Source organism: Chitinophaga cymbidii (assembly GCF_007992715.1).
GTDB classification, from domain to species: Bacteria; Bacteroidota; Bacteroidia; order Chitinophagales; family Chitinophagaceae; genus Chitinophaga; species Chitinophaga cymbidii.
This window is the reverse complement of the sequence record NZ_BKAU01000001.1, coordinates 2095653-2116835: the sequence shown is the minus strand read 5'-3', so window position 1 is coordinate 2116835 and position 21183 is coordinate 2095653. Positions and strand designations below refer to the sequence as shown.

Sequence of the window (21183 nt, the reverse complement as noted above, 5' to 3'; positions counted from 1 at the left end):
ATTGTTTTGTTTTAAATTGATTGCGGTACTTTTGTGTTATGATGACAGATAAAGATATACAGGCTTTAATAAATCTCGCACGGAAGTTGAGAGAAGAGCCACGTACAAAGGAAGAAGCTATTCGCTCTCTTCAGCGCGCCGGCATCCTGGATGAAAACGGCAAGCTCCACCCCGAATACAAAGAGCTGGAACAGGTTCCTGCTTTGAACCCCCGGAATTAGTCTACGCGCAGCCAGTTGCCCTCCCGTATTTGATCTACAATGTAAGATTCAGGTTTTAATTTGAATGTCATTTTATGTATGATGTAAGACCAAACCTTATCATTGGATTTCATGGCTGCGATGAAGCGGTATGCCAACAACTGTTGAACAATCCCAATGAAATCAGGATCAGCACAAAGCCTTATGACTGGCTTGGAAACGGATTTTACTTATGGGAGAATAATCTCGAAAGGGCCTATGAATGGGCCGCCCAGAAGGAAAAGAAAGGAATAATCAAAAAGGCTGCCGTGATCGGAGCTGTCGTTAACTTGAATCACTGCTGCGATCTGCTGAACAAGAAATATATAACGATGCTGGACGAATATTATCAAACAATGACGCGGGACTATCTCCAATCCGGCACTCCATTGCCTCAAAATTCAGCGCCGCCGGGAACGTTATTGCAGGACAAGGTATTAAGGAAACTTGATTGCGCAGTGATTGAATACATGCATGGCTCTATTTATAATATGCAGCAAGGCGATTCAACCTTAAAGACTTTCGATTCTGTCAGAAGTGCATTCATTGAAGGAGAACCTTTATATGAAAATGCGGGATTTCATCACGGCACGCATATTCAAATCTGCATCAGAAACCCGGATTGCATCCTGGGATTTTTCCTGCCGCGTTATGAAATTGATATTGACGGACATCTAGCGCAATATCATGAATGCGCTAGGGTTGTGCAGTCGTAGTATCCCCATCCTCCGGCCTCAGCCCCTTCAGCTTCACATACTTCGCATAAGATTGCTTGATGAACAACATCAGATCATAATCCGATGCGCTTAACAGGAAGTTGTAACTGGGCCGGTACGCCAGCATGAAAGTATCCAGCTCGGGGCTTTCCAGTTTGGTGAGCTTCGACACCAGGTCGGGGTTATAGCGGTAATCGATGTGCTTTTCCTTTTCCCAGTACACCAGCTGCTCGCCGAATTTCTCCTTGCGTTTGCGCGCTTTGCTGGGGATGAGGTAACTGAGGGCGGTGATCGGATTGGAAGGCAATGTTTTCAGCACGTCCATCGCGCCGGGCCTTTTATAGCCGAAATATCCGCCATATTCATCGCGTATGGCCAGCGAATCGCGGTGATAGATGCGCCCCCGTACGTTCACGCCCTGCAGCCCGAAGATCTGCCGTTTCAGCGCCACGTTCTGCACGGAGGAAATACCGCTGGCTATGATCTGATGCCGCACATAGCTCAGCATGGAAAATTCGATCGTATCGCCGGGCATCGCTTCAATATAGAACCTGCCGGTTTCATTACTGACCGTACCTACTTTTGTTCTTTTATTCCAGATGCTCACAGAGGGCAGGCCCGCACGGCTGTCGGCATCCGTAACCATACCCGTAATGCGCACCTGGGCGGCAGCATCCTGCAGCAGGCACAATATCAATACAGGTAATGCGACAGCGTATCGAAACAGATTCTTCATACTAATCTTTCAAATTTAGCGTTCCCGCTCCAAATGAAACGTTAAAAATAATTCAGTTATATCAATCCACCTAACCGGGATTTGCATAAATTCGGGGATCATCATCCGAATATCGTGCCATGCCGCAAAAAATCCTGTTCGCCACACAACGTTACCAGTACCTGAAAGACCGGATATTGGCGCTTGCCCCCGAAAACTGGGAAAACGGCGATATCAACATCCGCGACTTCCCGGACGGCGAACATTATCATCGTATAACCAGCAGCGTTAGCGGCAAGGAAGTACTGCTGATCGGCGGCACGATAGATGACAAGGAAACGCTGGAGCTGTTCGACATTGCCAACGGCTGTATCCAGAACGGCGCCTTGTGCATGAACCTCATCATCCCCTATTTCGGCTATTCCACCATGGAAAGGGCGGTACAGCCGGGCGAGATCGTAAAGGCCAAGACCCGCGCCCTGCTTTTTTCCGCGCTGCCCGCCACTTCGCTGGGCACGAAAGTGATCATGATCGATCTGCATGTGGACGGCATCTCCTACTATTTTGAAAGCAACGTGCGCCCCGTGCACCTGTACGGCAAACACTTCGTGCGCGAAGCGGCGCTGGAATTCGCGCAGGGCCGGCCTTTTGTGCTGGCCAGTACGGACGCCGGCCGTGCAAAATGGGTGGAATCGCTGGCGAATGACCTTCACGTGCCCGCCGCATTTGTTTTCAAACGCCGCGTTTCGGGGGAAGAAACGCATATCACGGCTATCAGCGCCAATGTGCGGGACCAGCTGGTGATCATTTATGATGATATGGTGCGCACCGGCGGCTCCCTGTTGCATGCGGCGGAAGCATACCGTAATGCGGGCGCCAGCGCCATTGCGGTGATCACCACGCACGGGATCTTCGCTGGTGACGGCTTCGGGGAGATCCGCGACAGCGGGCTCATTCAGCAGGTCGTTTGTACGGACACGCATCCCAATGCCCTGCTGGTCAATGATCCGCTGCTGAAAGTACAGTCCGTGGCGCCGCTCATCGTTGATCATTTTCAGCATATTCCGCAGTAATTTTGCAGGATGGGCACTTTGCGTATCATCGAATATGGCAGCTGCGATTACCAGGAAATGGTGCAGCTCCGCGACAGCATCCTCCGGCAACCGCTGGGCCTTACTTTTTCCCCCGAATATCTCCGGCAGGAAATCAACGATATACTGATCGGCTGTTTTGACGAGGGCCGCATGCTCGGATGCTGCATCCTGACGCCGTTGAACGAAACCACCGTGCAGCTCCGGCAAATGGCGGTAGACGGGAATTTACAGGGCAAGGGCACCGGCAGCAGCATACTGGCCTTCGCGGAAGAGCAGGCGCGCAGCAACGGCTTTTCCGAATTGATGATGCATGCCCGCAAGGTGGCGGTTCCCTTTTACAGCAGGAACGGATACGAAGTGAGGGGAGATGAATTTGAAGAAGTGGGCATCGCGCATTATGAGATGTTCAAGCGGCTGTAGTCGGAGAAGATGGATTGCAGCAGCCGGCTGAAAGCATTCCGGGCGTCCTCGTTTTCAAAAGCGCTGGTGGGAATGAGAAAAAAACTGCGTTTGTCCCGGTAAAGAAAAAAGAAAGAACGTGTTTCCACGATCTGCGAAAAGTTGCGCCAGGAAAGTGCGCGCTCACCGGTGTTAGCGGTGGAAATGGCCATGCCTTCCTCGTTATAGCGCAGGCGGATATTATCTTTGAAAGTGGCGGCCTTGTTGTAGGTAGATACCGGCAGCAGATACCAGAAAGCCCACCCGATGATGATCATCATCACACAGATCCCCAGTAATGCATTAAAATTGACCACGCTGAAAAGATACCCCGTAACAGCAGCAACCAGCAGGATGATCAGCGTGTTACGGAACACTTTGATCTCGCCGCGCCGGAGAAAGTGGAAACGCAATGCATTAATAACCTCTTCCCGATTGTAAGTGAACTGCAAAAAGTGCATTCAACGAACTTACGAAAAAAAAATTTTCAGGCAAAGGTGGTATTTACCTGGGAGAAGCGGTCACAGAAATGGGTGCGTCCAGGTCATCCCGATAGGATACCGGAGCATTCTTTTTCTTTGCAGATGTGGAGGCAGATCTATCAGAAAGGTCGTCTTCATTGAGACCCGGGAAATTCTTCTTGATAAATTTCAGGTATTGCTGCAACACTTTCGGGTCTACCTTGAACGGCGCAACTACGGCGTCCTGATCATCACCCTGTATTACAGGGCTGTTGTTGATGCGGGTTTCATTCTGCAGATACCATTTATAAAGATCGACCATTGCTTCTTGCATTTCGCACTCGTCTACCTTTTGCACTTTGGCGGCTTGTGGAAGCGTCCAGATGAATTCCTCCAGTCTGCTGGCGTTTGCGCTGGCAGACCTGGCTTTTGCACCTTTATCAGGCTTGTCACCATTATTTTCGTTGCCGCCGTTTTTAGCGACCGCTGCAGTGGCTGCTACCGTAACGAGCATCAGCAAGAACAACAGCTTTTTCATAAGGGTAAATTTTAATGACCTAAAAATACAAAATAATTCATATAAAATATCTCCCCGGTACAAATCCGCCTTCCGGCGGTATAAACAGTGATATTAACGGTATGAACTGTTCCGGTCGTATATTAAAAAGACGAGCGGCGCTTTAAAAAGTTGCAAAAGATGCGGGGATTTTTTCCGGCGTCCTCATTTTCAGGCTATTTCAGCTCTTCCTGCGACACCTCAAAAGCGGCAAGTTCCCGCTGGTCCCGGTCCATAAATATCACTTTCAGCCGGCGTTTCCCCTTCTCCCCCGTTACGCTGACCCTGGCGAAATTCTGGGTGACCACCAGGGTGCCGGGCACGCGGTAGGGATTGTCTTTCTCATTCCCTCTCAATACGCCGCCCACACCGGAAGTAAGGGGCGAACTGGTGATATCATATAAAGGATAAGTGCCTTCGCGGGGAAAACGGATCACCTCGGAATGATGCCGGTCGCCGGTCAGGAAGAGCACGCCGGGAATGTCGTGATCTTTCAGAAAACGCATAAACGGTTCATATTCAATAGGAAAATGATGAAAGCTGTCGAAGATCGAGATGGGATTCAGGGCCTGGCTGCCGGTGACAATGACCTTGAAGGAGGCGTTGCTCTGCAGCAAGGCGTTCCGCAACCATTCCATCTGCCCGTCCCCATACATTTTTTTGTCCGGGTTCGGCTTTCCGTCAATACTGTCCGGCATTTCCCCGGCGGAGGACCAGTAGCGGCCGTCCAGCAGGAAGAAATCCACATCGCTGTAGCTGTATTTGGTGTAGATGCCCTCTCCTTTCTCGCCAAAACTGGGATTGGGCCAGTATTGCGAGAACACCCGCCGGGAATCGGCGCGGAAGATGAAGGATTTGTTGGAGTTATTGGGACCAAAATCGTGATCGTCCCATGTAGCGTAATGCGGCATCACCTGCAGGAAGCGCTGCAGCACGGGCAAGGAACGGTCCCGGTGGGCGCGGTATTCCAGTCCTGGTACCGAGCTGTAATCCACTTCGCGGGTATACCAGTTATCGCCGAGCCAGATCATAAAATCCGCCGGGGTGCGGGCCATCGTTTCGAAAATGGAAGAATCGTTGCCGTAGGGTTTACCCGGACGGTCGAATGCCGGTTCGTTGAAATAGGCACAGGAGCCGGTGAGGAATGAGAAGTCCGGCGCGGGGGTGCGGAACTGCCACAATGATTTCGTGGTGAAGGTCAGCGGCGCGGGGAGCGGTGTTTTTTGTCCGTTCAGCAGCACTTCATACTGGTAGGTGGTGCCGGGTTGCAGGTTTACGAGGGTGATCTTCAGCGGGTTATACCTGTTGCCAAGCTCGCCTTTGTAGGTTTCTGTCTGTGCCGCGGCCGGTTTTCCTTTGATGTAATAGCGGATAGCGGCCCGTTTCACGGCGGGCGACACTTCCAGCCAAATGATGGCGTCGCGCAGCTCTACAGATCCGGCCATGGGGCCGGCCACGAGGGATTTCTGGGCGGAAACGCTGATGGTCATGCAGACCAGCAGGAAGAGGGACAGGTAACGATGTGCCATACTTGAAAATTATGTTTTCAAATATATTGTATTCCGGACAGCGGCGGGTAGCGCCGGTAGCGGGATTTTGAATAATTTTACGTTAAATGAATGCATATATCAACTGGAGCGGAGGCAAAGACGCCTCTTTAGCCCTGTGGCAACTGCAGCAGGAAGGGAAATACGATATCCGTTACCTCTTCACCACGCTGAGCGCGGCGCACCGCCGCGTGTCCATGCACGGTGTACGGGAGGAGCTGCTGGACGAGCAGGCGCGGCAAACCGGTATTGAGCTGGTGAAAGCATGGTTGCCGGAGAATGCTTCCATGGAGGATTACAATGGTATTATGCGGGAGCGGCTTTCCCGGTTCCGGGCCGAGGGGGTGCGGCAGGCCGTTTTCGGGGATATTTTCCTGGAAGACCTGCGGGCGTACCGCGAAACGCAGCTGGCGCAGGTGGACATGCAGGGGGTGTTTCCACTGTGGAAGAGGGATAGCGCGGGGCTGGTGCGAGAATTCATTGCCGCGGGGTTCAAAGCGGTGATCGTATGTGTTAATGCGAAATACCTGCCGGCCTCGTTCGCCGGGCGGCTGATAGATGCGTCTTTCCTGGCCGATCTTCCGGCCGGGGTTGATCCCTGCGGGGAAAACGGTGAATTCCACAGTTTTGTGTTCGATGGGCCAATATTCAAGGCGCCGGTGGCCTTTACAACCGGCGAAACGGTAGAACGTTCCTATACGCCTGCCGGTAATAATGGAAGTGATTGTTATAAAGAGGGTGACAATGATTGCTTCCGTGCTGCCCCTGCTGAATGGGACACCCGTTTCTTCTTCTGCGACCTGCTGCCGGGTTGATCATCGTTATTAAATCGTCTGAAAAAACAAAAGCAATGGAAAAATCCATTGCTTTCGAGAGTCATTTACAATGCAAGAAGATTCTCGCGGTGTAGGAATATTTGGTTTTTCATAGGACAGTAACCATATAAAAATTAATACTTTAACAAATATAAAATTAATTAAATAAATAAATTCATCTAATTCGTAATATTCAAAAACTGCAAAATATGTTGAATAAAATGAATAAATACGAAAATAGCGGCTGATTATTGAATGTTTTTCAAAAAAGTATACTTCTTCAGGCAGAGAGATTTTTTCACCGCAGTAGAATCATGGCGTTATTTGCAACAGTATCAGATGGCGTTGTTATAAAGTACCGGGTGCAGATGCAGTTTATTTTTATTTGGGTGCTTGCGGGCAGATATGGGGTAAAAAAGGGCATTTTTTCAATAAAGGGAAAAGAAAAAGGGCACCTAGAAAAGCGCCCTCAATTTGTTACTATCCTATGAAAACCCTATTTAAAATCAAAGGTATATCTATATTAACTTTATTTGAAATTTTTAAGTCCGAATAACAAATAATTAACAAAGTTTTTTTATCATATATACCTCACAAACCCGGTACCACCGCAGCTTTCAGCGATCAGCCAAAAACCATTTTTCCTTGTTACGCTTGTTAAACATTCCTAAACTAAATACCGTTTTCATCAGCTGCAACCCATGCTGTTCCCGCAATTCAGGCATTTGTAACAGGTGCCGGAACGAACGGTGATATGTCCGCATGTATTACAGGCCGGCGCATCGCTCTGCATGCTGCGCATGTATTCCTGCGTACCGCTTTCTCCGCTGGTAGCCGCTACGGGCTGGCTTTTCACCGTTTTCGGCGATGCGGCCGGCGGCGTTGCGCCGATGATCCTTACATTGGATAATTCCGGTTTTGCAACGGGCTCATCCCATTCGTCTTCCCCGGTATTGCCAGGCGCGTCCAGGATGTGCACAAGGTCCGTGCGGCCGAGATATTCGTATCCGAGTACGCGGAAAATGTAATCGATCAGCGAAGTGGATGATTTGATATTCGGGTGATCTACCATGCCGGCGGGCTCAAAGCGGGTAAACACGAACTTGTCTACAAACTCTTCCAGCGGCACACCGTATTGCAGGCCAACGGACACGGCGATCGCGAAGCAGTTCATCAGGCTGCGCAGGGTGGAGCCTTCTTTTGCAAGATCGATGAAGATCTCTCCCAGTGTGCCGTCGTTGTACTCGCCGGTGCGCAGAAAGATGGGCTGGCCGCCTACTTTGGCCTTCTGGGTGAAGCCGCGGCGCTTGGCGGGCAGGGTCTTCCTCTCCACAATACGGCTCAGCGCGCGTTTCAGGGAGGTATCCGCGCTGGCCAGCATGCGCTTGTTCAGCTCTTCCAGCAGTTCGTCGATCGTAAGCTGGTTCATATCGATGATCTGCGCGCTGCTTTCGGTGGCTTCGGCGCTGTCTTCCGTCTTTTTACGCTTGTCGCTTTTGTTGCTCAGCGGCTGGCTCAGCTTGGAGCCGTCGCGGTACAGCGCGCAGGCTTTAAGGCCCAGTTCCCAGCTCAGCTTGTAAGCATCCGCGATCTCTTCCACCACGGCCTCGTTGGGCAGGTTGATGGTCTTTGAAATTGCGCCGGAGATGAACGGCTGTGCGGCGGCCATCATCCGGATGTGACCATGCGGATGAATGTAGCGTTCGCCTTTCTTGCCGCATTTGTTGGCGCAGTCGAACACCGGAAGATGAGCTTCCCTGAGGTAAGGCGCCCCTTCCACCGTCATCGTACCGCAAACATAATCGTTGGCGGCATCGATCTGCTCATCGGTAAAGCCCAGCTCATGCAGCAGGCTGAATTCCAGGCTGAAATACTGTTCCGGCTTGAATCCCAGGCGTTGCAGGCATTCTTCGCCGAGCGTGTATACGTTGAAGACAAACGCAATATCGAAAGAAGATGCCACCGCAGCATCCAGCTTCTTCAGCTCCTCCCCGATAAATCCTTTCTCACTTAACGTCTGGATGTTAATGTATGGCGCCCCCGCGAAGCTGCCGGTGCCCTTGGCGTAATCCACAATGGCTTTCACTTCGTTCTCCTTATATCCGAGGTTGCGCAGCGCGGTGGGAATGGACTGGTTGATGATCTTGAAATACCCGCCGCCGGAGAGCTTCTTGAATTTCACGAGGGCGAAGTCGGGCTCCACGCCGGTGGTATCACAGTCCATCACCAGGCCGATGGTGCCGGTGGGCGCGATCACGGTGGACTGCGCATTCCGGTAACCGTGCTGCTCTCCGAGCTTCACGGCATCGTCCCACGCTTTGGTGGCGGATTTCAGGAGGTAATCCGGACAAAAGCGCGCATTGATGCCCTGGGGCTTGATCTCCAGCCCTTCATAAGCATCCGTGGCGTCATAGGCCGCGGCGCGGTGATTGCGCATCACGCGCAGCATGTCGTTTTTGTTCTCCTCATATTTCGGGAAGGGGCCGAGGTGGGCGGCCAGTTCCGCGGAAGTCTTGTAAGAAATGCCGGTCATGATTGCGGTGATGGCGCCGGCGATACCACGGGCTTCTTCGCTGTCGTACGCGATGCCGCTCACCATCAACATGGAGCCGAGGTTGGCGTAGCCGAGGCCCAGCGTGCGGTAGTCGTAGCTGAGCTGCGCCACTTCCTTCGAGGGGAACTGCGCCATCAGTACGGACACCTCCAGCACTACGGTCCACAGCCTTACAGTATATTCAAACCCGCTCACATCGAACCGGGCGTTTTCTTCATCGAAGAAGCGGCGCAGGTTCACGGAAGCGAGGTTGCAGGCCGTGTTGTCCAGGAACATATATTCGGAGCAGGGATTGGAGGCATTGATGCGGCCGCCCTGTGGACAGGTGTGCCATTCGTTGATGGTGGTGTCGTATTGCGTGCCGGGGTCCGCGCAACGCCAGGCGGCATAGGCGATCTGGTTCCACAGGTCGCTTGCCTTCACGGTTTTGACGGTTTTACCGTTCATGCGCCCTTTCAGTTCCCATTCGCCGTCTTCCGCCAGGGCATGGAAGAAGCTGTTGGGGATGCGCACGGAGTTGTTGGAGTTCTGGCCGCTGACGGTGCGGTAGGCTTCTCCTTCGTAGTCGGAGGAATAGCCCGCGGCGATGAGGGCGGCCACTTTCTTTTCCTCTTCCATTTTCCAGTTCACAAATTCCAGTATCTCGGGATGGTCCAGGTCCAGGCACACCATTTTGGCCGCGCGGCGGGTGGTGCCGCCGGATTTGATGGCGCCGGCAGCCCGGTCGCCGATCTTGAGGAAGCTCATCAGGCCGCTGGAAGTGCCGCCGCCGCTGAGCTTTTCACCTTCCCCGCGGATCTGCGAGAAATTGGTGCCCACGCCGGAGCCGTATTTGAAGATGCGGGCTTCCCGCACCCAGAGGTCCATAATCCCGCCGTCATTCACCAGGTCATCGCTCACGCTCAGGATAAAGCAGGCATGCGGCTGGGGGCGCTCGTAGGCGGAAGTGGATTTTTCCAGCTTGCCGGTGCGTTGCTCCACGTAATAGTGGCCCTGCGGCTTGCCGGTGATGCCGTAGCTTTCGTGGAGGCCGGTATTGAACCATTGCGGGGAATTCGGTACACAGCCCTGGTTCAGCATGCAATACACCAGCTCTTCGTAAAATACCTGCGCGTCTTTTCTGGACGCGAAATAATTATACTTTTCGCCCCAGGCGCGCCAGCAGTTCGCCATGCGGTGAATGACCTGCTTCACCGAGGTTTCGCGCCCCGACGAGCCGTCCGGCTGTGGTACGCCCGCTTTGCGGAAATATTTCTGAGCAAGGATATCCGTGGCGATCTGCGACCACGATTTCGGGACCTCCACGTTATTCATCTCAAATACCACATCTCCGCCCGGGTTCCGGATCACAGAGGTACGGAGGTCATATTCAAACTGATCGTAGGGGCTAACGCCTTCCCGGGTAAAGTGACGGGTAAACGCCAGGCCGCCAGCCTTGGTAACTTGATTTTTCATGCCCTAATGATTTGTATTAACAGGATTAGCAAAATCTATTCATAAATAACTCTCTATGCAGGATTACTAAAATAATTTTTAATGACCGCTGCACCTACTTTTATTATCCACAGCGTGTGCATAAGCACCGCAGCGTCCGGCATTAACAATTAAAGACGGAAAATGAAGATTTGGCATCCTTTTAGCGCTGATTTCTGTGGAAATTCAACACCATACATATTTATTAAAGCCTGTACCTTATTAGAAAAAAATTTATACATTTGCGAACAACCGGAACAATGTAAAATTAATGTACAGAAAAATATACAGTTCCTTTATCGAGAGAAAGGCAAAAGGTATAAAGTCATTCGCGGTTTTGATTGATCCCGACAAGGTTACACCTACCGGAATTGCTGATCTGACCGCCAAATGTACCGAAGCTAAGGTCGATTATATTTTCCTGGGAGGAAGTCTTGTTATTACGAATCATCTCGATGAAGTGGTTCAGCAGATCAAGGCTACCTGCTCTATTCCGGTGATCCTCTTCCCCGGCAGCCCGTCGCAGGTTTCGCGGTATGCCGATGCTTTGCTTTACCTTTCCATGATCTCGGGCCGCAACCCGGAGCTGCTCATCGGGCAGCATGTGGTGTCTGCCGCAGCCGTTAAAAAGAGCGGGCTGGAGGTGATCTCCACCGGCTACATGGTGATCGACGGCGGCGCGCCCACGACTGTTTCCTACATCAGCAACGCCACTCCCATTCCCGCAGATAAGGATGATATTGCCATGTGCACCGCTATGGCGGGAGACATGCTCGGCATGAAGGTGATCTATATGGACGCCGGCAGCGGAGCGCGCAAACCCATTACAGAAAGCATGATCCACCGGGTAGCCAGCCAGGTGGAAGTGCCGGTGATCGTCGGCGGTGGCATCAGGGATGCGGAAAAAGCATATCTCAACTGTAAAGCCGGAGCAGACATCATTGTTGTTGGCAACGCCATTGAAAAAGATATCTCCCTGATCCGCGAAATTGCGGACGCCGTACATGGCACGCCCGTTACCTCAAAACGCTGATCTTTTCCAGTACCACAAAAATTATTGGCCTTCTCACAGAAAGTAATAAAAACTTCACGAAGGTTATTTATCTTAGCACCGAAATTTAGAGCTAGTAATTCCAGACAGAACAAACCAACCGATCCCTGGCATAACCGTGAAGTATGCTCCCGTGAAAGAATTAGTCCATCCAGCAGAGATCAACGTATTTTTTTCATTCCCTTGTTAATCGACCTGAGCGGATTCCGGATATCCCTGTAAAAAGGGTATGTTGGTTATATGCATGCGGCAATGTTCAGCATCGGCGAAAGATGCATGGGCGCCGGCAGCATGCTACTAACCGGAACGAATAAACGTAGTCATAAGTTATGGCCCACAAGGCCTTTTTTCATAAGCATAATTTAGCCGGGCCGTCCTTTCAAGGACGGCTCCTTTGTTTAAATGAAAAAGGACGATCTTCCGCCTGGAATCGTCCCTTTCATCTGCAGGAGCTGTGCTTCCTGCCATGTATGTTTGCGGGCGCCGTTCGCGCCCTGTTTATGCCTGCATCCGGTTCAGTCTGCGCCTTAAAGGCTCATCATCTCCTTAAACTTTACGGCCTGCCTGCGGCTTACCTCGATCTTTTCCCCTCCGCGCATTTCCAGCAGCAGCCCGCCGTTAAAATAGGTATCGATACGCTCTATCATCCGCAGGTTCACGATGTGCTTGCGGTTGGCCCGGAAGAACACTTTCTCGTCCAGGCGCTCTTCCAGCGCGTTGAGCGATTTCAGGATCAGCGGCTTGTTCGTTTCGAAGTAAACGCGCGCGTAGTTGCCCACGCTTTCGAACAGCCGTATTTCCTGCAGCTTCACGAACCAGCAGCGGTCCCCGTCCTTCACGAACACCTGGTCATTTTCCCCGAGAATGTTCCGGATGCCGGAAGCGGCGGCCAGGCGTTCTTTTTCATCCTGCTGATGCAGCTTGTGGATGGCGTCCGCCAGGCGTTTGGGCTCTACCGGCTTGAGCAGGTAGTCCAGCGCATTGTACTCGAACGCCTTGAGGGCATATTCGTCATACGCCGTGGTAAATATCACCTGCGGCGATCTTTCCAGCTCGGCCAGCAGGTCGAAGCCCGTTTTATCAGGCATCTGAATGTCCAGGAATAACAGGTCGGGACGAAGGGTTTCTATCTTCTCGATCCCGTCTTTTGCATTCACCGCCTCTCCTACCACCACGATCTCGGGATGATCCGCCAGCAGCTTTTTCAGCTCGCTCCTGGCCAGTCTTTCGTCGTCTATGATCAATGCTTTTTTCATCTGTCAATATTTGTATTTTATTCGTTCACGATGTCTTGCTTTTTGCTTCAGTGAACGCTTTGCGCTTCCATGAACAGATGAACCTCGCATTATCATTTCCCGGTATGGAATAATTTTCATGCTCGATTTCATCTGTCCATATTTAGTTTTTACGGGTCAGATGGAGCCGTGCCGGCTTCAAACTGTTTTTTTTGGTTGATGACCGATACTTACAGCAGCGGCATCTGCACTTTTGCTTCCACCGTTGCCGGGTCCAGGTTATAGATCTCGAAGGAGGCCCTTTTGCCGAACAGCAGTCCGAGCCGCTGCCGGGTGCTGATCAGGCCGAAGCCGTTGCCGCTCAGGTTCTCTACGATCTGCCCGGTGTTCCGGATAGTGATCTCGTGCTGCATGTTGCGCACCTGCGATCCGATCAGGATATGCCCGCCCTTTACCTCTTTTGAGATCCCGTGCTTGATGGCGTTTTCCACCAGGGTTTGCAGCATCAGGGGCGGAACAGGCAATTCCATTGTTTCCGGGTCTATATCAAATTCCACTTTCAGCCTTTCCTCAAAGCGGATGGTTTCCAGTGCAAGATAATCTTTTACGATACTCAGTTCGTTTTCCAGGCTCACGGTCTCCGCTTTGTCCGCCTGCATGGAGCTGCGCAGGATATTGCTCAGCTCGGTAATGGCGGTGCGGGCGCGGCGCGGATTTTCGTCTACCAAAGCCCGGATGCTGTTCAGCGCATTAAAGATAAAATGCGGGTTGAGCTGCGATTTGATCGTTTTCAGTTCCAGCGTTCTTACGGTAGCTTCCAGCTGGAGGTTGCCCATCTGGGAGTTCCTGCTTTCCTCCACGTAATGCCAGAGAAAATAGATCACCGCCCACAGGGACAGGAAAACCGTCTGATGCAGGAAAGACCGGCCCCATATATCATAAAAGTTATGCTGATCATCGTTGAAAAGCGTTCCCAGCAAGGTCAGCAGGAACGATTGAATGGTAGAGCAGATGAGCACTCCAAAGAAAAAATAGATGGCCAGCTTCTCAAATGGCATCCTGATCCACTTGTATTTGACGATAATTGCCCGGAAAGCATGCGTGATGAGGATGCCCAGTACCACAACGGACAGGACGTATTTCACCCATAACAAATCCAGTATACCGAAAAAGAAGCCGAAGAAGAAGTATAAAAAGGCATAAGCTCCCCACCCCAGGATCTGGCACCACCAATATTTTGACAAACGTTTAAACATTCATGAAAAGTTAGCAAACTCCTGCGACTTTATGCACACCGGGGCGCTTATTTCAAAATTAGCACCTGACAACCGCTCCCTGAAGGCAATTTTTATCAATGGTGGAATGGGCGTTTAAATGGGAGCCGGGAAATAGCGTAAAAACTTGTATTTTTGGGCATTAAACCCTAATGCGAATATGGAAATTACGGCCGGTCAATTACTGAGCCAGATCGAATACCCCTCTGATCTGCGAAAACTGAACAGAGAGCAACTGCACCAGGTGTGCGACGAGCTGCGCCAGTTCATTATCGACGTAGTGAGCGTGCATGGCGGTCACTTCGGCGCAAGCCTTGGCGTGGTGGAGCTTACCGTTGCCCTCCATTATGCGTATAACACTCCGTACGACCAGCTGGTGTGGGACGTGGGGCACCAGGCCTACGGCCACAAGATCCTGACCGGGCGCAAGAACGTTTTCCATACCAACCGTAAATACAAAGGCATCAGCGGTTTTCCGAACCGCGGTGAAAGCGAATATGATACTTTCGGCGTAGGGCATTCCAGCACCTCCATCTCCGCGGCGCTGGGCATGGCCATCGCCTCCAAAAACAGAGGCGAGCACGACCGCCAGCATATTGCTGTTATCGGCGACGGCGCCATGACGGCGGGCATGGCCTTTGAGGCGCTGAACCACGCCGGCGTGGCCAATGCCAACCTCCTGATCATCCTGAACGACAACTGCATGTCCATCGACCCGAACGTGGGCGCGCTGAAAGAATACCTGACGGACATCACCACCTCCCATACTTACAACAAGTTCCGGGACGATGTGTGGAACCTCCTCGGCAAGCTGCCGGTAGGCAAGAAATTCACGCGGGACATGGCTTCCAAGCTGGAAGCCAGCGTAAAAGGCATGGTTTCCCGTTCCAGCAACCTGTTCGAAAGCCTCAACCTGCGCTACTTCGGCGCGATCGACGGCCACAACATCACCAAGCTGGTAGATACCCTGCAGGACCTTAAGGACATTCCCGGCCCGAAGTTGCTGCACATCGTTACCACCAAAGGAAAGGGATACGCGCTCGCGGAAAAGGACCAGACCAAATGGCACGCGCCCGGCCTGTTCGACAAGATCACCGGCGAGATCTTCAAAAAGAGCGTGGAAGCCCCCCAACCACCCAAATACCAGGACGTATTCGGCCACACCATCATAGAACTGGCCGAACAGAACGAAAATATCATGGGCATCACGCCCGCCATGCCATCCGGCTCCTCCCTCAAATTCATGATGGAGAAAATGCCGGACCGCGCCATAGACGTGGGCATCTGCGAACAGCACGCCGTTACCGTTTCCGCGGGCCTGGCCACCCAGGGCATGCGCGTATTCTGCAATATCTACTCTTCCTTCATGCAAAGGGCGTACGACCAGGTGGTACACGATGTAGCCATCCAGCACCTGCCGGTGATCTTCTGCCTTGACCGGGCGGGACTGGTGGGAGAAGACGGCGCAACCCATCACGGCGCGTACGACATTCCCTACATGCGCTGCATTCCCAACATGGTGATCAGCGCCCCCATGAACGAGGTGGAGCTGCGCAACCTGATGTACACCGCCCAGCTGCCGGAAAACAATTCGCCCTTTGTGATCCGCTATCCCCGCGGCGAAGGCGTGCTGCCGGACTGGCGCAGGCCCTTTTCAGCCATCCGCATCGGTACCGGCCGCAAGATCCAGGACGGGCGCGACATTGCCATCCTCTCCCTCGGCCATCCCGGCAACTTCGTAACAGAAGCGCTGAAAGAGCTGATGACCGACGGGCTGCAACCTGCTCATTACGATATGCGCTTTGTAAAGCCGCTTGATACCGATATGCTGCACGACATCTTCCAGCGGTACGACCGTGTGATCACCGTGGAAGACGGCGCCCTGCAGGGCGGCTTCGGCAGCGCCGTGCTGGAATTCATGGCGGATAACGACTATAAGGCCGAGATCAGGCGCCTCGGCATCCCGGACCGGCTGGTAGAGCACGGCAAACCCGCGGAGCTGCAACGCGAATGCGGCTACGACGCGCCCGCCATCGCCAATGCCGTCAGGGAAATGCTCAAAAGCACCATCACCGTTCACGCAAGCTGATCCGGGAGCATCATGTCATGTTCCCCAGCCGTTCCAAATAAAAAGAGGGGCTTTTCAAGCTTTTAATCCACTTGAACCCGCTCCCGCTTCTCATCATGGACCTGTATATACAACTTCGCATTACGGCCATTATCCAGGAAACACCGGACACGCTGACGTACCGGCTGGAAGAAGTACAGGGTAAACCCGTGCCCTACAAAGCCGGGCAGTTCCTGACCTTTCTTATACAGCTGCATGGCGAGGAATACCGCCGCTCCTATTCGCTCTGCTCCACGCCCGGCATCGATCCCTTCATGGCTGTTACCATCAAACGGATCACCAACGGCGAAATCTCCCGCTTCATCCACCGCACCTGGAAAGTAGGCGACGAAGTGAAATCCCTGCTGCCCTCCGGAAGGTTCACGCTGGACAGCATGCCGGATACAAAGCGCGACATCTTCCTGCTCGGCGCCGGCAGCGGCATCACACCCCTGTTTTCCCTTCTGCAGGAAGCCCTGCACCGCGAAACCGCCGCGCATATCACCCTCATCTACTCCAACCGCGACGAAAAAAATACCATCTTCCGCCAGCAGATACTGGACCTCCAACAACGGTTTGCCGACCGCTTCACCATCCTCTGGATACTCAGCGATCCGGCGGATACCGTCACCACCTACCGCCGGATGAACAACGGCCTGCTGGAAATGATCGCCCCGCAGCATCTGAAATATGAGCGCGACAAAGCGCAGTTCTTCATCTGCGGCCCGAGCGCGTACATGCGGATGGTGCAATTCACCCTCACTTTCATGGGTTTCAGCAAATCCCAGCTGCACAAGGAAAATTTCGTGGTGAACACGGAAGCGCAGATCGCTAAAACGGAGATCCCGCAGGACAGCAGCATCAAACAGGTATTACTCCAACATCTCGGAAAAGAAACCACCTTTCCCGTACCCGGCAATGAAACCATCCTGCATGCCGCGCTGCGTCAGGGCATAGAGCTTCCCTACAGCTGCAAAGGCGGCGTATGCGGCTCCTGCATCGCGCGATGCGCGGAAGGCAAGGTCTGGATGTCTGTCAATGAAGTGCTGACGGACCGGGAACTGTCGCAGGGACTGGTGCTCACCTGCACCGGTTACGCGCAAAGCAGCAAGGTGACGCTGGCATGGTAAGAAGTTTGCCAGATTCTCAAAATTCCATAATTTCAATCAAACTATTACAATGAGCTATACTGCTCTGAGAGCAGCCGGCCTCTATCTCCTGCTGGGGATCATATGGCTCGGCAGCTATCGCGGGATATGGCTTTTTCTTTCAGCACAATTGCCCCAGGTTAGCCCCGCTTTGCTGGAATATTTACTGCATGCGGTTTTTATCACGGTGTCGGCCGTGTTCATTTATGTGCTGGCGAGAACCTATCCTGGAAATCAACATGAATACCGGCAGCTCTTTTACGGGCATCCAGTCCCCATGTGGATATACGACTGGAAAACCCTCCGTTTCCTGGCGGTGAATGAAGCGGCGGTACAAAAATACGGGTACAGCGAAGAAGAATTCCTGCGCATGACCATCCTGCATATCCGCGATCCGGCCACTATTCAGCAGGTGCTGGACGATGTGAAGGGCACGCGGCAGGACCTGACGTACCGCGGCATCTGGCAGCACCGCAAAAAGAACCGCGAAGCGTTTCCCGTTGAGATCTACTCCCACAGCACCCGGTACGCAGGCCGCGATGCCCGCCTCGTAATGGCGGTAGACATTGAAGCGGAGATCCGCTCCACCATCATCGCTAAAGATATCGGTACGCGGTACGACCTGCTGGCAAGGGTTACGCAGGATTCCATTTATTACTGGGACATGCAGTCCGGCCAGGTCACGCGCAATCACGGCCCTTCTTCCATGTTCGGTTATAAGGAGGAAGATATACGCGAAGAAAGCAGCTGGTGGATGGAAAGGGTTCATCCGGATGATGCGGCCGATGTGATGGTTTCTTTCCGCGAAGCGGCGGCAGGCCGGCAACCCAACTGGGAAGCGGAATACCGGTTCCGTTGCGCGGACGGCAGTTACAAATATGTACACGACCGCGGGCACATCGTCTACAACGAAAAGCAGGACGCCGTTCGCGTAATAGGTGTAATACAGGATATTACGGAGCGAAAGCGGTTCATCCAGCAATTGCAGCATCAGAACGATGTGCTGCGGGAGATTGCCCGGATCAATTCACATGAGATCAGGAAACCTGTTGCCTCCATCCTGGGCATCATTGCCGTCATCGATCTGAAGAATGAAACATCGCTCAACACGGAGCTGTTCGGTATGCTGAAGGAAAGCACCTGCGAGCTGGATGCCGTGCTTTTCAAGATCCGCGACAAGCTGAAACAGCTACGGGACAACCATTCACCGGAATGACTCAAACCGGGAGAAGTCCCCTTTCAAATCACTATATAGTTTGTGAAACATTTCCATGCGGTCCTGCAGGGCATCGTAATTGTCCACCGGCCTGTCGTGGTGCACAATAGCGGGACGGCCATTTCCCATGCTCCTGGCGGATTGCTTGAGGTCGTGGAACATTTCATCCGCTACTTCCAGCTGCCTGATGAACTGGTTCTGAAAATGTTCTACCTGCACCATTCTTTCATGGTTGGCCTGGTGTGGAGCCATTTCTTCCAACCTGCAACGCATAGCACGCAAATCACTGCGCACGTTATCTACTTCACCTTTCCAGGTGATGATCTGCTCCTGCAGGTCGGCGGACTGTGTTGGTACTTCCATGATGTATTGATTTAAGTTAAATGATGCGGAACTGTTCGTCCATCATACATTCCATGCTTATGTGTCAATCATCCTGTGTTGTTACAAAACAATAGCTTTTCCTTCAGAGAAGGAACCAAGTGGTCTGAGAACTTTGGGTGTGAAACTGCCTTTCACTTCTAATTTACGACAATTTTCATTTTACACGCCACCCATCCCGTTAAAAATATTAAGCTGTCTGGCGTTCCTGCAGGAATACATTCTGCGCGGGAATAGCAAACTCCACTCCTTCTTCTTCGAATTTCCGGATGATGCCAATGTTAATGGACTGCTGCGCGTCCATGTATATGTTATAATCGCCGGTGCTCACATAATAAACGCATTCAAATTCCAGCCCTGACTGGCTGAAGTTGAACAGGTGCGCGCGGTCGAATGTCACATTCGGCTCCTTTTCGATGATCTGCTTCAACATGCCGGCGATCCGCGCGGAAGTGCTGGCGGGCGTCTGGTAGGTGACGGTCACTTTGAACGCGATCCTTCTGCGCTCCATTTTCTTATAATTGTGGATGCGCGAATTGGTAAGGTCCGTGTTGGAACATATGACTTCTTCGCCAAACAGGCTGCGCACGCGGGTGGTTTTAATGCCGATGTGCTCGATCGTGCCGATCTTGTCCTGCACGATCACAAAATCCCCCACTTCAAAAGGTCTGTCGAACAATATCACGAAATAGCTGAACAGGTCGCCGAGTATCTGCTGTGTGGCCAGTGCGATGGCGATACCGCCGATGCCGAGGCCGGTGATAATGGCCGTTACGTCGAAGCCCCAGTTATCCATCAGGAACACGAGCCCCAGCGCCCAGATGATCACTGAAACGATCACCATCACGCCGCGTATCTGCTGCTGTTTTTCCGCGCCGTTCTCCTGGCGGGAAAGATATTGCATCAGTATAAAGCGCAATACGGTGATCAGGAGGCGCACCGCAAAGAACGTGAGGTACAGGAGTGAAACAACATGTAATACTTTTCCTGCGCGCGGGCTGATCTCCAGGTAGTTGACCGCCGCATAAAATGCGCCGTAGTAAAGCAATGGAACGATGGAGCGGCGGGTTTCCTCCACAATGAAATCATCGAATCGTCCTTCTGTGCCATCTGCCCATTTTTTCAGAACGGACAATAAAATCTTTCTAAACAGCCTGATAATTACCAATCCCCCAAGAAACATCAATAAAGCAATGATCCAGGATTGCACGCTGTTGCCTAAGAAATGCTGTTGTAAAACGTCATTCATAATTCAAATCAGTGTTTGGTCCTGCGGCAAATATAAAAACCTGTGCCGGAAAGACACAGGTTTTTATGATATAATTAACATGCACTATTGCAGCATCGGCACATCGATGAGGAGAAATTCCGCATCTTCGAGCGCTGTGATGTTCAGTTCATCATAGTCTGAAACGCCCAGTGCATCACGGTTTTCGAGCACCTCTCCACCTGCTTCCACTTTTCCTTTCAGCACAAAAAGATAAGCACCGTTACCATTTATTTTAGGTGTATAACGCACCGATCTGTCTTTATCGAAGGCAGCCAGTGAGAACCATGCATCCTGGTTGATGGTCAGCGCGCCATCCTGACCATCCGGTGAAACCACCGTCTGCAGCTGGTTCTGTCGGGATGCGGGATCAAATGCCCGCTGATCGTAACGTGGCGCGATGTCTTTCTTTTTCGGGAAGAGCCATATCTGCAAAAACTTCACCGGCTCCGTTCGTGATGCGTTGAACTCGGAGTGCTGAATGCCGGAACCTGCGCTCATGATCTGCACATCGTGCTGATTGATGATCTTGTGGCGGCCTGTATTGTCCTTGTGTTCCAGCGCGCCTTCCAGCGGAATGCTCACGATCTCCATGTTGTCGTGGGGATGCGCGCCGAAGCCCATTCCGCCTTTTACGGTGTCGTCGTTCAGCACGCGCAGGGCGCCGAAATGCAGCCGTTCGGGATCGTAATAGCCTGCGAAGCTGAAAGTATGAAAAGACTGCAACCAGCCGTGGTCCGCGAATCCACGGGTATTACCGCGGTGAATTATTTTTTTCATACTACAAATTTCGGTGTATTCTTCGCTGCGGGCAATGGACAATATGGATAAAAGCGTGCACAAAAAAGGGCTGTTTCAACATCATCTGAAACGACCCTTTTTATATTTTTTATGCA

General features: G+C 52.2%; 19 protein-coding genes. 9 read left to right on the top strand and 10 right to left on the bottom strand.

Annotated features, from left to right (window positions below):
- Positions 1-38: 38 nt before the first annotated feature.
- Positions 39-221 carry a hypothetical protein gene (locus tag CCY01nite_RS08680; protein WP_146859715.1) on the top strand — a complete coding sequence of 61 codons (183 nt, stop codon included), beginning with the start codon at positions 39-41 and terminating at the stop codon, positions 219-221.
- A gap of 74 nt (positions 222-295) precedes the next feature.
- Complete coding sequence (locus CCY01nite_RS08675) at positions 296-955, top strand: hypothetical protein (RefSeq protein ID WP_146859714.1); 660 nt, start codon at positions 296-298, stop codon at positions 953-955.
- On the opposite strand, the gene CCY01nite_RS08670 is transcribed toward CCY01nite_RS08675, so the two are convergent.
- A complete protein-coding gene (locus tag CCY01nite_RS08670; RefSeq protein ID WP_146859712.1) occupies positions 936-1691 on the bottom strand; it encodes a carboxypeptidase-like regulatory domain-containing protein in 756 nt (251 codons plus the stop codon). The genes CCY01nite_RS08675 and CCY01nite_RS08670 overlap by 20 nt on opposite strands.
- Positions 1692-1810: 119 nt before the next feature.
- Here CCY01nite_RS08670 and prs point away from each other — a divergent pair, with 119 nt between their 5' ends.
- Entirely contained in the window at positions 1811-2743 is a 933-nt protein-coding gene (gene prs / locus CCY01nite_RS08665; protein WP_146859710.1) for a ribose-phosphate diphosphokinase, read from the top strand.
- Between the two features lie 9 nt (positions 2744-2752).
- Positions 2753-3184, top strand: coding sequence for a GNAT family N-acetyltransferase (locus tag CCY01nite_RS08660; protein WP_146859708.1), 432 nt, complete (start codon positions 2753-2755; stop codon positions 3182-3184).
- Here CCY01nite_RS08660 and CCY01nite_RS08655 read toward each other — a convergent pair.
- The 3 genes from CCY01nite_RS08655 to CCY01nite_RS08645 form a co-directional block, all read right to left on the bottom strand.
- Positions 3160-3663, bottom strand: coding sequence for a YcxB family protein (locus CCY01nite_RS08655; RefSeq protein ID WP_146859706.1), 504 nt, complete (start codon positions 3661-3663; stop codon positions 3160-3162). The two genes, CCY01nite_RS08660 and CCY01nite_RS08655, sit on opposite strands and share 25 nt — an antisense overlap.
- Before the next feature lie 43 nt (positions 3664-3706).
- Positions 3707-4201: a hypothetical protein gene (locus CCY01nite_RS08650; RefSeq protein WP_146859704.1), complete on the bottom strand. Its 495-nt coding sequence runs from the start codon at positions 4199-4201 to the stop codon at positions 3707-3709.
- Positions 4202-4395: 194 nt separating this feature from the next.
- Positions 4396-5748 (bottom strand): alkaline phosphatase D family protein, encoded by a 1353-nt coding sequence (locus CCY01nite_RS08645; RefSeq protein ID WP_146859702.1) that lies wholly within the window; start codon positions 5746-5748, stop codon positions 4396-4398.
- 86 nt (positions 5749-5834) lie between these two features.
- On the opposite strand from CCY01nite_RS08645, the gene CCY01nite_RS08640 reads away from it, so the two are divergent.
- Positions 5835-6581: a Dph6-related ATP pyrophosphatase gene (locus tag CCY01nite_RS08640; protein ID WP_146859700.1), complete on the top strand. Its 747-nt coding sequence runs from the start codon at positions 5835-5837 to the stop codon at positions 6579-6581.
- A 688-nt stretch (positions 6582-7269) separates the two neighbouring features.
- On the opposite strand, the gene CCY01nite_RS08635 is transcribed toward CCY01nite_RS08640, so the two are convergent.
- A complete protein-coding gene (locus CCY01nite_RS08635; RefSeq protein ID WP_146859698.1) occupies positions 7270-10590 on the bottom strand; it encodes a vitamin B12-dependent ribonucleotide reductase in 3321 nt (1106 codons plus the stop codon).
- A gap of 289 nt (positions 10591-10879) precedes the next feature.
- Between CCY01nite_RS08635 and CCY01nite_RS08630 the strand changes: the two genes are divergently transcribed.
- Complete coding sequence (locus CCY01nite_RS08630; protein WP_146859696.1) at positions 10880-11641, top strand: phosphoglycerol geranylgeranyltransferase; 762 nt, start codon at positions 10880-10882, stop codon at positions 11639-11641.
- A gap of 545 nt (positions 11642-12186) precedes the next feature.
- On the opposite strand, the gene CCY01nite_RS08625 is transcribed toward CCY01nite_RS08630, so the two are convergent.
- On the bottom strand, positions 12187-12915 hold the full coding sequence (locus tag CCY01nite_RS08625) for a LytR/AlgR family response regulator transcription factor (RefSeq protein ID WP_146859694.1): 729 nt from the start codon (positions 12913-12915) through the stop codon (positions 12187-12189).
- A 209-nt stretch (positions 12916-13124) separates the two neighbouring features.
- Complete coding sequence (locus tag CCY01nite_RS08620; RefSeq protein WP_146859692.1) at positions 13125-14150, bottom strand: sensor histidine kinase; 1026 nt, start codon at positions 14148-14150, stop codon at positions 13125-13127.
- A gap of 178 nt (positions 14151-14328) precedes the next feature.
- Between CCY01nite_RS08620 and dxs the strand changes: the two genes are divergently transcribed.
- From dxs to CCY01nite_RS08605, 3 genes are all read left to right on the top strand, one after another.
- On the top strand, positions 14329-16257 hold the full coding sequence (gene dxs / locus CCY01nite_RS08615) for a 1-deoxy-D-xylulose-5-phosphate synthase (RefSeq protein ID WP_146859690.1): 1929 nt from the start codon (positions 14329-14331) through the stop codon (positions 16255-16257).
- Between the two features lie 95 nt (positions 16258-16352).
- The gene (locus tag CCY01nite_RS08610; RefSeq protein ID WP_146859688.1) at positions 16353-17405 is read left to right on the top strand and encodes a ferredoxin--NADP reductase; all 1053 of its coding nucleotides are present in this window, start codon (positions 16353-16355) and stop codon (positions 17403-17405) included.
- A gap of 49 nt (positions 17406-17454) precedes the next feature.
- The gene (locus tag CCY01nite_RS08605; RefSeq protein WP_146859686.1) at positions 17455-18639 is read left to right on the top strand and encodes a PAS domain-containing protein; all 1185 of its coding nucleotides are present in this window, start codon (positions 17455-17457) and stop codon (positions 18637-18639) included.
- Here the strand turns inward: CCY01nite_RS08605 and CCY01nite_RS08600 are convergent.
- The 3 genes from CCY01nite_RS08600 to CCY01nite_RS08590 form a co-directional block, all read right to left on the bottom strand.
- Entirely contained in the window at positions 18628-19002 is a 375-nt protein-coding gene (locus CCY01nite_RS08600; protein ID WP_146859684.1) for a hypothetical protein, read from the bottom strand. The two genes, CCY01nite_RS08605 and CCY01nite_RS08600, sit on opposite strands and share 12 nt — an antisense overlap.
- A 208-nt stretch (positions 19003-19210) precedes the next feature.
- Positions 19211-20155, bottom strand: a complete 945-nt coding sequence (locus tag CCY01nite_RS08595) for a mechanosensitive ion channel family protein (protein ID WP_186830972.1) — start codon at positions 20153-20155, stop codon at positions 19211-19213.
- 198 nt (positions 20156-20353) lie between these two features.
- Positions 20354-21067 carry a pirin family protein gene (locus CCY01nite_RS08590; protein WP_146859680.1) on the bottom strand — a complete coding sequence of 238 codons (714 nt, stop codon included), beginning with the start codon at positions 21065-21067 and terminating at the stop codon, positions 20354-20356.
- Positions 21068-21183 lie beyond the last annotated feature (116 nt).